Genomic DNA, 13,807 nt, shown 5'->3' on the forward strand with positions numbered 1-13,807 from the left:
CGCGGCGATAAGGCGGCCACTCGCGTGAGTAACCACTACCATGTGGGGGACTACGGCTTGCGGGGCGACACCCTGGGGAACGCAAAGAGGAGGGTCGGAGGCGTAAGCTGCCACGCCACGAACATGGGATCTGACCACCTGTGCAGGACGTTGCCGTGAGCACGTCAGTCATCGAGCCCGGCACCCGTCTCGCCGGCCGCTACCGGCTCGAGGAGCGCATCAGCGACTCGGGCGGCTCGTCGCTCTGGAAGGCCATCGACGAGATCCTCGCGCGGGCGGTAGCCGTCCGCACCTTCGACCCCGAGTTCCCCCGGATCGCCGAGGCGGTCACGTCGGCACGGTCGGCCAGCCGGCTGAACGACCCCCGCCTGACCCAGGTGTTCGACGCCGACGACTCGGGGGAGAGCGCCTACATCGTCAGCGAATGGGTGGCCGGAGAGCCCCTGGAGGGCATGCTCGCCAAGGCCCCGCTGGAGCCGGGCCGCGCCGCGACGCTGCTGTACGAGGCGTCCGAGGCGATCTCCGCCGCGCACGCCGCCGGGCTCTCGCACCTCTGCCTCACCCCCCGCGACCTGGTCTGGACGACCGGCGGCACCGTCAAGATCCTCGGCGTCGCCACCGACGCGGTCCTGTGCGACCGCACCTCCGACGACGCGGCCGCGGAGGACGTCCGCGGCCTCGGCCGGATGCTGTACGCGGCGCTCACCGCCCACTGGCCCGGCGACGGGGACGGCTCCGCGCTGCCCGCCGCGCCGGCGTCCGACGGCGTCCCGCACGCGCCCCGCCAGGTCCAGGCCGGCATCTCGCACGGGATCGACTCGATCGTCTGCCGCTGCCTCGGCATCGGCACGGGCGAACCGCTCGCGTCCCCCGCCGACCTCGCCAAGGCGCTGCGCGGCGTCCCGCGCACCCCGCTGCCGCTGTTCGCCGGGCTCGGCCACGCCCCGCCGGCGTCCCCGCGGCAGACGCCGCCGAGGCGCCCAGCGGCACCGCCGCCGCAGCAGCCGCACCGGCGGCCCCCGCCCGAACCGCCCACGGCCTCGCACGTCCCGCCGCCGCGTGCGCGCGCCCAGCGGCACGCCGCCCCGCCTCCGCCGCCGAGCACCTCCACGCGGACCACGCCCGCGCACAGCCACGGTGGCCCCAAGCGTCCGGCCAACCGCGCTCTGATCGGCATCGCGGCGGCCGCGCTGACCGTCATCGTCGGGCTCGGCGCCTGGGCGCTGTCCGGCCCCGGCGGCGACGACGACCCCAAGGGGGGCGGCGCCACCGACAACTCCCAGACGAGCTCGCCGCCCAAGCCGTCCATCGCGAAGCTCACCCCGCAGAACGTCCTACCCGCCCAACGCCCTGTGGGCGGCCACGTCGACGGCGCGATCGGCAAGAACCTCGCGTCCATCATCGACGGAAAGCCCGGCGGCGACTGGGAGACCCAGAGCTACGCCGACTCCGACTTCGGCCGGTACTCCAAGGGCCTCGGCGTCCTGCTCGACATGGGCAAGCCCGTCAAGGTCGCCAACGTGAAGGTCTACTCCCCGGTGAGCGGGGGCGTGCTGCAGGTCCGCGTCGGCGACTCGCAGTCCCCGACCGACCTCAAGCGCGTCGGAGAGCAGACCCCCAACGGCGGCGAGGTGGCCTTCGCCGCGAACCCGCAGGCCACGGGCCGGTACGTGCTCGTCTGGTTCACCAAGCTGCCCGGCGGGCCGTTCAAGGGGCGGCTCGGCGAGATCGCCGTCCACGGAGCGGCCGGCTGATCACGTTCCGGCAGTGGGCCGATGTGAGCTGTGACGTGGAGCGGCGCATGTCTGTATCGTGCCTGTGAGCAGTTTGTCCCCTCGCCCCCAGGATCACGTGGTGCCTACCTCAGCAGCCGGTCGCGGACGCCCGGCGCCAAGCGGGCGTCCCGAACGAGAAAGCGGTCGCTCATGACGTCGGTGAGCATGCGTCGCGTAGGCGAAGTGCCCGACAAGGAGCTCCTCGCCCGGCACTCCGAGGGGGACCCGCACGCCTTCGCCGAACTCGTGCACCGCCACCGCGACCGCATGTGGGCGGTCGCGCTGCGCACGCTCGGCGACCCGGAGGAGGCGGCGGACGCACTGCAGGACGCGTGCCTCTCGGCCTTCCGCGCCGCCGGGCGCTTCCGCGGGGACGCCGCCGTCACCACCTGGCTGCACCGCATCGTGGTGAACGCCTGCCTCGACCGCGTCCGGCGCAAGTCCGTCCGCCCGGCGACGCCCATGGGCGACGACGCGACCTTCGACGCCGTCGCGCCCAAGATGCCCGACCCGACCGACGCGCACGGCGTCTCCCTCGACGTCCGCACCGCCCTGGAGCAGCTGCCGTACGAGCAGCGGGCCGCCCTCGTCCTCGTCGACATGATGGGCTACTCCGTCGACGACGCCGCACAGGTCATGGAGGTCCCGCCCGGAACGATCAAGAGCCGGTGCGCGCGGGGCCGCGCCCGGCTCGCGCCCCTTCTCGTCCACCACCGGAACCGACGGGAGCCCAGGAACGTCGGAGGTGTGGAAGGAGGTGGCATGCCCAAGTGAACCCCGCGCACCTTGACTACGACGTCTTGGCCGACCTGGCCGAGGGACTTCTCGAAGACGACGAAGCCGCCTCCGTCAACGCACACCTAGAAACCTGCGCCGATTGCCGTGGACTGTCCGCCGACCTCGCGGACGTCTCCCGGATCCTGGCGGAGGCCCCGGTGCCGTCCATGCCCGCCGAACTGGCCGAACGCATCGACACCGCCATCGCGGCGGAGTCGATGCACACCGCCACCGTGGCGAGCCTGGAGCAACGGCGCGGAAGGCGGCATTGGCGGATACTGTCGGCGGCCGCGGCGACGGTGGTCGTGCTCGGCGGCGGAGCGACGGTCGGCAAGATCGCAATGGACGGCGCAAGCAGCAGCGACGGCGCCGCCCGGCACCCGGCCCCGCATCGCTCCCTGACCGATCCCGGCCCAGGGGTGCCGAAGGCGGCCCCCGGAGCACCGGAACCCGCGTTCAAGGTCGCCCAGAGCGGCACCGACTACCGGTCGGGCACGCTGGGCGACCAGGTCGGCGGCGTCGTCTCGGGCGAGCAGGAGATGCGCGCCGATGCCGCCGCGCCCGGCGCCCGGCTCCGCGGCTGCGTCACGGGCGTCGCCGGCGAGCAGCAGCTCCTGCTCGTCGACCAGGCGAAATACGAGGGACAGCCCGCGATCATCATCGCGGCGAACGGCGACCGGCCCGGTAAGCGGAACATCTGGGTCGTCGGACCGGACTGCTCCCCGCAGGCCCATCACTTGCTGAAGCAGCTCAAGAACGCCTGACCCGCCAACGCCCTGACCCGGGTGCCCGCACGTCTGAAGGCCATGGACGGCCGACCCCGTCCATGGCCTCTCACATGGCACACGGACCGCCTGAGACGTCCTGCCTCCCCATGGGACGCCCGATCTTCCTGCGAAGTTCGTGGAGCAGCGGCGGTGGTGCCGGGGTTGCACGCCGCTACGCCGCGTCCGCAGGGCGTCGTCAGAGCGAGGCGAGGAAGTCGAGGGCCGTCGTCCAGGCCCGCTCGGCCGCTTCGGCGTCGTAGTCGGGCAGGTCGGGGTCGGTGAACAGGTGGCCCGCGCCGCGGTAGCGGAACACCTCCACGTCAGCGCCCGCCTTGCGCATCTGCAGGTACCACGCGTTGAGCCAGTCGACGGGCTCCCAGGTGTCGGGATCGGCGACGTGCAGCTGCACCGGGATGTCGGTGGACGCGTCCTCCGCGATGTCGGACGTGCCGTGCATCAGCAGCAGGCCGCCCGCCTTGTCGTCGGCGAACGCGAGGTTCTGGGCGATGGAGCCGCCGAGCGAGAACCCCGCGTAGACGAGCCCGCCCTCCCCGGTGAGCGGCGCGGCCGCCACGACGGCGCGGCGCAGCAGCTCGTCCCGCCCGATCTCGTCCTTGATCTCGATCCCGGCCTCGGCCTCGTCGACGACGCGCCCGTCGTAGAGGTCGGGGGCGTGCACCTCGTGCCCGGCGGCACGGAGCCGGTCGGCCGCCTGGTGCACCGCGGGCCGCAGCCCGTACATCGAGTGGAGGAGGAGAATGCGTGCCATGGGCCAAGCCTAGAGCGCCGCCCGGACCCTCGTGCCGCTGGTGGACGGCCCGGCGCCGCGTACCGGGGAATCAGCGGGCCCTAGGATCGGTTGACGCGACTGTGAGGCCGGGTCGTGCGGCACCGACGGCCAACGAGGAGAGGCAAGAACTGTGAGCGACGTCCGTAACGTCATCATCATCGGCTCCGGCCCCGCGGGCTACACGGCCGCCGTCTACGCGGCCCGCGGCGACCTGAAGCCGCTGGTGTTCGAGGGGTCGGTGACGGCCGGCGGTGCGCTGATGAACACCACCGACGTGGAGAACTTCCCCGGCTTCCCCGACGGGATCATGGGCCCCGACCTGATGGACAACCTGCGCAAGCAGGCCGAGCGGTTCGGCGCCGAGCTCATCACCGACGACGTCACCGAGGTCGACCTGACCGCCGACCCGAAGGTCGTCAAGGTCGGCGACGAGACCTACCTCGCCAGGACCGTGATCGTCGCGACCGGCTCCGGGTACCGCGAGCTGGGGCTGCCGGACGAGAAGCGGCTGTCCGGCCGCGGCGTCTCCTGGTGCGCCACCTGTGACGGGTTCTTCTTCCGCGAGCAGGACATCGCCGTCGTCGGCGGCGGCGACACCGCGATGGAAGAGGCGATCTTCCTGACGAAGTTCGCCCGCTCGGTGACCGTGGTCCACCGGCGGGACGAGCTGCGCGCGTCCAAGATCATGCAGGACCGGGCGTTCGCCAACGAGAAGATCAAGTTCCTGTGGAACAGCGAAATCGCCGCGATCCACGGCGAGGACCGGGTGACCGGCGTGACCGTCCGCGACACCGGTACCGGCTCGGAGTCCGCCCTGGAGATCACCGGCCTGTTCATCGCGATCGGCCACGACCCGCGCAGCGACCTGTTCGCCGGGCAGCTGGAGACCGACACCGACGGCTACCTGCTGGTCGACGCCCCCACGACGAAGACGAAGATTCCCGGCGTGTTCGCCTGCGGTGACGTGGTCGACCACATCTACCGGCAGGCCATCACCGCCGCGGGCAGCGGCTGCTCGGCCGCCATCGACGCCGAGCGCTGGCTGCAGGACCAGGACGCCGCCGAGACCGTCCCGCAGGCCTGACCGCGCCACCGACCATGCGGCGCCGGCCCGGCGCGGACGCCGGGCCGGGCCCGTCGCGGCGGGCTGCATCGGGCGGGGGAGCGTCCCCGCCCGCGCGAGAACCGAAGGAGACCGATGAAAGCCGTGAGCGACGCCGACTTCGCGTCCGAGGTCCTGGAGAGCGACAAGCCCGTTCTCGTTGACTTCTGGGCGGAATGGTGCGGCCCCTGCCGGATGGTGGCGCCGATCCTGGAGGAGATCTCCAAGGAGCACGGCGACAAGCTCCAGATCGTCAAGCTGAACATCGACGAGAACCCGCAGGTCCCGCAGCGGTACGGCGTCATGCAGATCCCGACGATGAACGTCTACAAGGACGGAGAGGTCGTCAAGCAGATCATGGGCGCCAAGCCGAAGGCCGCCCTGCTGAAGGATCTCGCCGAGTTCATCTGAGCCTTCTCGGACCGCCGCCCGCGGCGACCGCGAACGTGTGGCCCGCACTCCCCGGAGTGCGGGCCATGCGCCGTTCAGAGCGCCTCAGACGGGCCGTAGCGCCCCTTCTGGGGTCATGGAGCCCAGGAGCCGCTCTAGCGCCACCTCGACGTCCTCACGCCACGACAGCGCCGACTTCAGCTCCAGCCTCAGCCGCGGGTACCGGTGGTGCGGCCGGACGGTCTTGAACCCGACCGACAGCAGGTAGTCGGCGGGCACCATGCACCCGCCCTCCTCGCCCTTCAGGTCGCCGAACGCCTCGATCGCCTTCACGGCGCGCCGCGTCAGGTCCTTCGCGACCCCCTGGACGAGCATCCGGCCGATGCCGCCGCCCGAGAACTCCGGCACGATGTGCGCCGTCATCAGCAGCACCGCGTCGGCGCTCACCGGGCTCGTCGGGAACGCCACCGAACGCGGCACGTAGAGCGGCGGGGCGAACATGACGAACCCCGCAGGGACGTCGTCCACGTAAACGATCTTGCCGCAGCTGCCCCACTCCAGAAGGGTGGAGGAGATCCACGCCTCCTTCTCCAGGCCCGCGTCGCCGCTCTCCAGGGCCCGGTCCCGGCTCACCGGGTCCAGCTCCCAGAACACGCAGCCGCGGCAGCGGTGCGGCAGATCATCGAGATTGTCCAGCGTGATGTTGACGAGACGACGCGACACCGGGTCGGCACCCCCTGTTGCGATCCTCGCCCGCCGGCCTGGACCCGTGGCGGCGGAAGTTCCCGGCAACCATCCGGGACCCGCGGGCATCGTATCGGACAGGAGTTTCCCCAATGCCGCGGCACGCCACACCCACGGGCCTCGCCTCGGCGGCCATGACGTAGTTTGCAGGGAAGCCGATTCGCCTCGGAGGTACTTCGTGGAACAGCACTCGCGTACGGACGCCTATGCCGATCGCTACGCCGCCCGTGCCGCCGGCATGGTGCCGTCGGAGATCCGGGCCCTGTTCGCGATGGTCGCCCGCCCCGAGGTCGTCTCGCTCGCGGGCGGCGCGCCCTACGTCTCGGCGCTCCCCCTCGACGCCGTCGGCCGGATGATCGGCGAACTCGTCGCCGGCAAGGGCGCCGAGGCCCTCCAGTACGGCTCCGCCCAGGGCGACGAGCAGCTCCGCGAGCACATCTGCGAGGTCATGTCCCTGGAGGGCGTCCAGGCGTCCGCGGAGGACGTCGTCGTGACCGTCGGCGCGCAGCAGGCGCTCGACCTCATCACGAAGATCTTCGTCGACCCCGGCGACGTGGTCCTCGCGGAGGCCCCGTCCTACGTGGGCGCGCTCGGCACGTTCGCCGCCTACCAGGCCGACGTGGTGCACGTGCCGCTGGACGAGGGCGGCCTCGTCCCGTCCGCGCTGCGCGAGACCCTGGCCCGCCTCCGCACCCAGGGACGCCGCGTCAAGTTCCTCTACACCGTCCCGACCTTCCAGAACCCCGCGGGCGTCACCCTCACCACCGCCCGCCGCGCCCAGATCCTGGAGATCTGCGCCGAGTACGACGTGCTGATCATTGAGGACAACCCGTACGGGCTCCTCGGCTTCGACGGCGAGCCCATGCGGGCCCTGCGCGCGGACGACGCCGACCGCGTCATCTACCTCGGCTCGTTCTCCAAGACGATCGCCTCCGGGCTCCGCGTCGGCTGGGTGCTGGCGCCGCACGCGGTGCGGGCGAAGCTCGTGCTGGCCGCCGAGTCCGCGATCCTGTGCCCGTCGAACTTCTCGCAGCTCGCCGTCCGCGAGTACCTCACCACGCAGCCGTGGCGGGAGCAGATCAAGGACTTCCGGGAGCTGTACCGGACGCGCCGTGACGCGCTGCTTGAGTCCCTCGACCAGCTCATGCCCGACGGTTGCACCTGGACACGCCCCGCCGGCGGCTTCTTCGTCTGGCTGACCCTGCCCGAGGGCCTGGACGCCAAGGCGATGGCCCCCCGCGCGATCGCCGAGCGCGTCGCCTACGTCCCCGGTACCGGCTTCTACGCGGACGGCACCGGCCACCGGCACATGCGCCTGTCCTACTGCTTCCCCGAGCCGCACCGGATCCGCGAGGGCGTCCGCCGGCTGGCCGGAGTGGTGGAGCAGGAGATCCGGCTCCGGGACACTTTCGGCACCACCAGCGGCGGCTCGTCCACCGGCGTCCAGACGCCGGGCCCGGGCATCGTCTGACTGTTTCACGTGAAACGAGGGGCATCTTGGAACTCGGGCATGTCGTCGTCCTCGCCGGAGGACTCTCCTACGAGCGCGAGGTCTCGCTCCGCTCCGGCCGGCGCGTCGCCGACGCGCTGCGGGCCCGCGACATCCCGGTCGAGCTCCGCGACGCCGACGCGACACTCCTGGACTCCCTGACCGACGACCCGCCGGACGTCGTCTTCCCCGTCCTGCACGGCGCGGCGGGGGAGGACGGCTCGATCCGCGACGTCCTCGAACTGCTGAACGTCCCCTATGTCGGCGCCCGTCCGGACGCGTGTCGTGTCGTCTGGGACAAGCCGACCGCCAAGTCCGTCGTGCGACGCGCGGGCCTGCGGACGCCCGGCTCCGTCGCCCTGCCGAAGGAGATCTTCCACGACCTCGGCGCGGCGGCCGTCCTGGACCAGATCATTCGCGGCCTCGGGCTCCCCCTGTTCGTGAAGCCGACCCGCGGCGGCTCGGCCCTGGGCGCTTCCGTCGTCCGCGAGGCGTCCGAACTGTCCGCCGCCATGGTCGGCTGCTTCGCCTACGGCGACGCGGCCCTCGTCGAGCGCCACATCAGCGGCACCGAGGTCGCGGTCAGCGTCATCGAGCGCGACGGCGTCCCGACCGCCCTGCCCGCCGTCGAGATCGTCGCCCCCGGCGGCCGCTACGACTACACGGCCCGCTACGACGCCGGCGACACCGAGTTCATCACCCCGGCCCGCCTCACCCCCGAAGCGACCGCCCGCGCCGCCGCGGCCGCCATCACCGCCCACCGCGCCCTCGGCCTGCGCGACCTCTCCCGCACCGACCTCATCGTCTCCCCCGACGGCGAGGTCCACTTCCTGGAGGTCAACGTCGCCCCCGGCATGACGGAGACCAGCCTCCTCCCCCGAGCCATCAGCGTCGCCGACCTGGACCTGGGCGAAGTCTGCGAATCCCTCCTCCAGTCCCACCTCCGCTGACCCACCCCGCCGACACGCCTCCGCTCCACGGCCAACCCTCCGAGGCCGCCGACGACGTGTGGCCGAACGCGACCACCGCTGCGCTCGCTCCGCCGCCCTCCCGATGACGCGACCGTCAGCAGCACACGGACCCGCCGTTCACCCCGCGCGTCGCCAGCAACTGCAGGGCAGAACGAGGCGCAATCTTGGTGCGGTCAAAACGAGGGCTGGACCTCCCCCTTGCCCTGATGTTGCGAATACCGGGGGCGATCGGCGAAGAAGCCGAGCAGTGTTCGAGCTCGCCGTTCTCTCTGGGACGGCAGACGCGGTCCAGCCGCCACCATCACAGGCTGGAGGGGCCCTGATCTGCGTCTCAGCGTTCGTCACACGGGCTCGGTACTTCGGGTGGGCGCGTCCCCCCACCCCTCCGTCTGCATGCGCTAGAGCGCGTTGTGGGGCATCGGCGGCCGGAGCAATGCGACTCCAACTGCCGTCCGCTGCCCCTTCCCGGTCCGGCAGCAGCATTCGCGCGTCATCTCAGACGTTGCTCCGAGCCGCCGCCAGCATCGTCGCGTTCACCGGACTCCGGTCGCAGGGGCCGCCGGTCCGCCTCCCGCGCGGCACTGCGGATCGCGGCCAGTCAGCGGGCGCGCTCAGGGAGCACAACGAGTGCTCCGGTGGGCTTGGGAGCGCGTGGGCCGCAAGAGCACGCCTCAGGACACCAGGAAGCCACTTCATCGGGGCACCTACGAGGACCGCCGGAGGGAGAGGTCCGAGCGCAACTTCACCCCCGCCGTCGAGGCTGCGTGCGGGCACTGCGCCCCTGTTTCACGTGAAACAGCACCCCCTCGCTCGCACGAGGAGAGGGCAGATTGCGACAGTAGCCACACAAATCCCCAGACTGCGTCGACACACCAGGCACACAGACGCTCGCTGGACTCCCTACTCGACGTCACTAGCTAGGTACCTGGTTGCGGTAGTTAGCGGTCCATCACGCGCGCCGGCCCGCTCATCAGAACGAATGAGAGGATCTTCTTTCGCCGCCTGTTGGGCACGGCCGCAGAGAATGCATCCACGTGAGATGAACACGGCCACCCGCGGGTGATGGAGGGGCCGGTCGTACGCCCCCGGTTCCCTGGCCAGCGGACTACAGGTGGACGGTTTCCCGTGAAACTTCCTCCGCGTGCCTTGATGTGCAAGCACCCCAACCTCGCCGTGCGAACGAACTTCTCGCTTCGCGGGGACGTAGAAGAAGGTTCGGGCGCCGGGGGGCACATCTCGCGCCGCAGCGACGCAGGGGGCCAGTTGACCCAGGAAGTTCGGTGGGAGTCGGGTAAGGGCGGCTGCGGCGTCTGGCGAGTCATGGTGCGACGGGCGGCCGTATTGGTCGATCGAGCGCTGCCGGGCGGGGGATGTTTCACGGGAAACGTGGGGCGGGAACGAGAAGCGCCCCGGGCCTTGGGGTCCGGGGCGCTTGGGGTGGGCGGGAGCTAGGAGTCGTCTACGCCCTCGTCCTCGGGGGCCATGGACTTGATGATGCGGTCCAGGTCTTCCAGGGTGGCGAACTCAACGACGATCTTGCCCTTGTTGCGGCCCATGTCGACGCGGACCTTGGTCTCGTAGCGGTCGGAGAGGCGGTCGGCCAGTTCCCTGAGACCGGGGGCCACCGGCTGCTTGCGGCGGCCCTGGCGCGGCGCCTTCGGCTCGTCCTCGACCTCGCGGAGCGCGATCATCTCTTCGAGCGCGCGCACGGAGAGGCCCTCCTGCACGATCCGCTGCGCCAGGTGCTCCTGGGCCTCGACGCTGTCGAGGGAGAGCAGCGCGCGGGCGTGGCCGGCGGACAGCACTCCCGCCGCCACCCGGCGCTGGACGGCGGGCGGCAGGTTCAGCAGGCGGAGCGTGTTGGTGATGTGCGGCCGCGACCGGCCGATCCGGGTGGCGAGCTGCTCGTGGGTGGCGCCGAAGTCCTGCAGCAGCTGCTGGTACGCGGCCGCCTCCTCCAGCGGGTTGAGCTGCTGCCGGTGGAGGTTCTCCATGAGCGCGTCACGGAGCAGGTCGTTGTCGCCGGTGTCGCGGACGATCGCCGGGATGACGTCCAGCCCGGCCATCTTCGACGCGCGCCAGCGACGCTCGCCCATGATGAGTTCGTAGTCGTGCTCCTCCGCGGAGGACTTGCGGACGACGATCGGCTGCAGCAGGCCGACGATGCCGATCGACTCGGCGAGCTCCTCCAGGGCCTGATCGTCGAAGTGCTCGCGGGGCTGGCGCGGGTTGACCGCGATGGAGCGGACGGGCAGTTCCGCGAAATGGGCTCCGGCGACCGGCTCGAGTGGCGGTGCGGGAGCGACCGTGCCGTTCGAGACGGGGCCGCCGGGGTATCCCGGCTCTCCCGCGCCGTTCGGCTCGGCGGACGCCGTCGTGGGCGGGGCGGTGGGAATGAGGGCACCGAGGCCCCTGCCCAGACCGCGTCGCTGCTGGCTCACTGGACAGCTCCTCCGTGGGCCATCTCCGAGGCGGCCTCGCTGTAGGCGAGGGCGCCGCTCGAACCGGGGTCGTAGGTCATGACGGACTGTCCGTAGCTGGGCGCTTCGGACACCCGGACGCTGCGGGGGATCACCGTGTTGAGCACGACGTCGCCGAAGTGGGTCCGGACGTCCTCGGCGACCTGCGCGGCGAGGCGGGTCCGGGCGTCGTACATCGTCAGCAGTATGGTCGACACCCTCAGCTTCTGGTTGAGGTGCGCCTTCACGAGGTCGACGGTCCGGATGAGCTGGCCGAGGCCCTCCAGGGCGTAGTACTCGCACTGGATCGGGATGAGCAGCTCGTCGCCCCCGACGAGGGCGTTCACGGTGAGCAGGCCGAGCGACGGCGGGCAGTCGATCAGCACGTAGTCGAACTTCTCGATGTCGTAGGCGTCCAGCGCGCGCTGGAGGCGCGACTCGCGGGCCACCTTGGAGACGAGCTCGATCTCCGCGCCCGCGAGGTTGAGCGTGGCCGGCGCGCAGAAGAGATTGGGGATCTCGGGCGCCGGGACGATGATGTCGGCCAGCGCCATGTCCTCGATCAGCACCTCGTAGATCGACGGGACCTCGGCGTGGTGTTCGACGCCGAGGGCGGTGGACGCGTTGCCCTGCGGGTCGAGGTCGACCACCAGTACTTGCGCGCCGTGCATGGCGAGGGAGGCGGCGATGTTCACCGAGCTGGTGGTCTTGCCGACGCCTCCCTTCTGGTTGGCGATGGTGATGAGCCGGCATCTGTCGGGCCGCGGCCACTCCCGTTCCCTGCGACCCGCCATCGCCTTGAGCGCGGTGACGGCTGTTTCATGTGAAACCTTGGCGTCCCGCAGCGCCTCTCGCACGAGTTCTGACTCCCCCTGAGTTGGTCCGGTGCGCGAGCCCGGCGGCTGCGCGCCGGCGTTCGTCGGCACGTAACCGACGTTCTCCGCGGTACCGGACGTCGTGTTACCCCACATCGCGTGCCCGGAGGGTGCGGTGCCCGGCGATGATCCCGGGTCCGGCCGCGTCCCACCGGAGACGGGCGCCGGGGCGCCCTCGTCCGCGCCGGGCAGGCCCGGGCCGGACGGCTGTTCGTCGGGGGATTCGTCGGCGCGGTCAGGCCTGCCCAGTCCTGGTCCCGTGCTCATGAAGACCTCTTCCTCGACCCTTTGGCGCGCCGGGGGGCGCGCTGCCGTCGCCCGACAACCTCACCTCGGCCGGCGACCACACGGACGAGTGTTGTCGGCGGATCGACCATACCGCGCCCGACTTGCAGCAGTTCCGCCGAGCGCACTCCGAAGCCCTTCAGGAGCGGCTCCGCCTCCTGCAGTTCGGCCGCGGCCCGCTCGCCCTTGAGCGCGAGGAGCTCACCGCCCGGACGCAGCAGCGGCAGCGCCCACCCGGCCAGGCGTTCGAGGGGCGCGACGGCGCGTGCCGTGGCGACGTCCACCGCGAACTCCTCGACCACGTCCTCGGCCCGGGCCCGCCGGACGTCGACGTTCCGCAGCTCGAGCAGCTCGACGCACTCGTTCAGGAACGTCGTGCGCCGCAGCAGCGGCTCCAGCAGGGTGACCCGCAGGTCGGGCCGGACGATGGCCAGGACGATGCCGGGGAGCCCCGCGCCCGAGCCGATGTCGACGACCTGGGCGTCCTCCGGTACCGCCGACGAGACCACCGCGCAGTTGATCAGATGGCGTTCCCAGAGCCGGTCGGCCTCGCGCGGCCCGATGAGCCCGCGTTCGACCCCGGCCTTGGCAAGGAACGCCGCATAGCGCTCCGCGATCGGCAGCGCGTCACCGAATACCTCACGTGCAGTCCCCACCAGACGAATCGTTCCACAAAACCCGGTGCGGCCGTGCACGCGCAACGTTCCTGGGACGCCGGAGTGGGACGACCCTTGCGCTATGGCGAGAACCACATGACCCCGCCGCATAATCGCCGAGGGCCGGGTACAAGCTGCCGTGACGCTCGTCCGTCCCCCCGGAAGGAGCTCCGACACATGGGAATCGGAGTCAGTCTCGCATTCATCGCCCTCGGGGCGATCCTGGCTTTCGCCATCCGCGTTGACCTCAGCGGCCTCGACATCCACATGGTCGGATGGATCCTGATCCTGGTCGGCCTGATCAGCATGGGATTCACGCTCAGGTACACCCGGCCGCGCCGCGCGGCCGGACGTGTGGCCGGGGCCGATCCCGCCTACGGCGACGAGCCGGGGACGGTGGTCCGCGAGGAGCACATCATCGAGGACCCGCCGCCGCCCGGTGGCCGTCCCGCCGAGCGGATCGAACGCGTGGTCGAACATCCGGCGGACAGGGGAGTCACCCACGGCCATCCGCAGGACCCGGCGTACGCGCAGGATCCCGCCAACGCTCAGGACCCGGCAGTGCAGAACACGGTCGACACCGGTGTCGGCGTCCCGCGCCGCCGCTGGCGCCGGACCGCACGGCGGTAGTACCGAGAACCCGCTCGGTGTGCCAGGGCGGCGGTGCACACCGAGCTCCCCAGGGCCCCGCGCCGGCCAGGGCGCGGGGCCCTCTCATGCCCGAAGA

General features: G+C 71.4%; 13 protein-coding genes. 8 read left to right on the plus strand and 5 right to left on the minus strand.

Translation table 11 applies throughout. The features are described 5' to 3' along the window. The first annotated feature begins 155 nt into the window (after nt 1-155). The 3 genes from CHC11_RS07315 (at nt 156) to CHC11_RS07325 (ending at nt 3,316) form a co-directional block, all read left to right on the plus strand. Nucleotides 156-1,754 (plus strand): protein kinase family protein, encoded by a 1,599-nt coding sequence (locus CHC11_RS07315; protein ID WP_089310791.1) that lies wholly within the window; start codon nt 156-158, stop codon nt 1,752-1,754. A gap of 186 nt (nt 1,755-1,940) precedes the next feature. Beyond that, a complete protein-coding gene (sigM, locus tag CHC11_RS07320) occupies nt 1,941-2,549 on the plus strand; it encodes an RNA polymerase sigma factor SigM (protein WP_089310792.1) in 609 nt (202 codons plus the stop codon). Further along, nucleotides 2,546-3,316, plus strand: a complete 771-nt coding sequence (locus CHC11_RS07325) for an anti-sigma factor family protein (protein ID WP_089310793.1) — start codon at nt 2,546-2,548, stop codon at nt 3,314-3,316. Before sigM ends, CHC11_RS07325 begins: the two co-directional genes overlap by 4 nt. A 199-nt stretch (nt 3,317-3,515) precedes the next feature. Here CHC11_RS07325 and CHC11_RS07330 read toward each other — a convergent pair whose 3' ends face one another. Continuing rightward, complete coding sequence (locus CHC11_RS07330) at nt 3,516-4,088, minus strand: dienelactone hydrolase family protein (protein WP_089310794.1); 573 nt, start codon at nt 4,086-4,088, stop codon at nt 3,516-3,518. 151 nt (nt 4,089-4,239) lie between these two features. Here CHC11_RS07330 and trxB point away from each other — a divergent pair, with 151 nt between their 5' ends. Continuing rightward, nucleotides 4,240-5,193 carry a thioredoxin-disulfide reductase gene (trxB, locus tag CHC11_RS07335; RefSeq protein ID WP_089310795.1) on the plus strand — a complete coding sequence of 318 codons (954 nt, stop codon included), beginning with the start codon at nt 4,240-4,242 and terminating at the stop codon, nt 5,191-5,193. A gap of 114 nt (nt 5,194-5,307) precedes the next feature. After that, the gene (gene trxA, locus CHC11_RS07340) at nt 5,308-5,622 is read left to right on the plus strand and encodes a thioredoxin (RefSeq protein ID WP_089310796.1); all 315 of its coding nucleotides are present in this window, start codon (nt 5,308-5,310) and stop codon (nt 5,620-5,622) included. An 84-nt stretch (nt 5,623-5,706) separates the two neighbouring features. Here trxA and CHC11_RS07345 read toward each other — a convergent pair whose 3' ends face one another. Continuing rightward, entirely contained in the window at nt 5,707-6,324 is a 618-nt protein-coding gene (locus tag CHC11_RS07345) for a GNAT family N-acetyltransferase (protein WP_089310797.1), read from the minus strand. Nucleotides 6,325-6,583: 259 nt separating this feature from the next. On the opposite strand from CHC11_RS07345, the gene CHC11_RS07350 reads away from it, so the two are divergent. Next, nucleotides 6,584-7,816 carry an aminotransferase-like domain-containing protein gene (locus tag CHC11_RS07350; RefSeq protein WP_089311093.1) on the plus strand — a complete coding sequence of 411 codons (1,233 nt, stop codon included), beginning with the start codon at nt 6,584-6,586 and terminating at the stop codon, nt 7,814-7,816. A 23-nt stretch (nt 7,817-7,839) separates the two neighbouring features. Beyond that, nucleotides 7,840-8,784: a D-alanine--D-alanine ligase family protein gene (locus CHC11_RS07355; RefSeq protein ID WP_089311094.1), complete on the plus strand. Its 945-nt coding sequence runs from the start codon at nt 7,840-7,842 to the stop codon at nt 8,782-8,784. A gap of 1,469 nt (nt 8,785-10,253) precedes the next feature. Here CHC11_RS07355 and CHC11_RS07360 read toward each other — a convergent pair. The 3 genes from CHC11_RS07360 to rsmG form a co-directional block, all read right to left on the minus strand. Next, a complete protein-coding gene (locus tag CHC11_RS07360; RefSeq protein ID WP_089310798.1) occupies nt 10,254-11,246 on the minus strand; it encodes a ParB/RepB/Spo0J family partition protein in 993 nt (330 codons plus the stop codon). Beyond that, nucleotides 11,243-12,058, minus strand: a complete 816-nt coding sequence (locus tag CHC11_RS07365; protein ID WP_143226974.1) for a ParA family protein — start codon at nt 12,056-12,058, stop codon at nt 11,243-11,245. Before CHC11_RS07365 ends, CHC11_RS07360 begins: the two co-directional genes overlap by 4 nt. A gap of 344 nt (nt 12,059-12,402) precedes the next feature. Continuing rightward, on the minus strand, nt 12,403-13,080 hold the full coding sequence (rsmG, locus tag CHC11_RS07370; RefSeq protein ID WP_089310800.1) for a 16S rRNA (guanine(527)-N(7))-methyltransferase RsmG: 678 nt from the start codon (nt 13,078-13,080) through the stop codon (nt 12,403-12,405). A 177-nt stretch (nt 13,081-13,257) separates the two neighbouring features. Between rsmG and CHC11_RS07375 the strand changes: the two genes are divergently transcribed. Next, on the plus strand, nt 13,258-13,710 hold the full coding sequence (locus tag CHC11_RS07375) for a DUF6458 family protein (protein ID WP_089310801.1): 453 nt from the start codon (nt 13,258-13,260) through the stop codon (nt 13,708-13,710). The last annotated feature ends 97 nt before the right edge of the window (nt 13,711-13,807 follow it).

Origin of the sequence: Actinomadura mexicana (assembly GCF_900188105.1) — a bacterium.
In the GTDB taxonomy this organism is placed as follows: domain Bacteria; phylum Actinomycetota; class Actinomycetes; order Streptosporangiales; family Streptosporangiaceae; genus Spirillospora; species Spirillospora mexicana.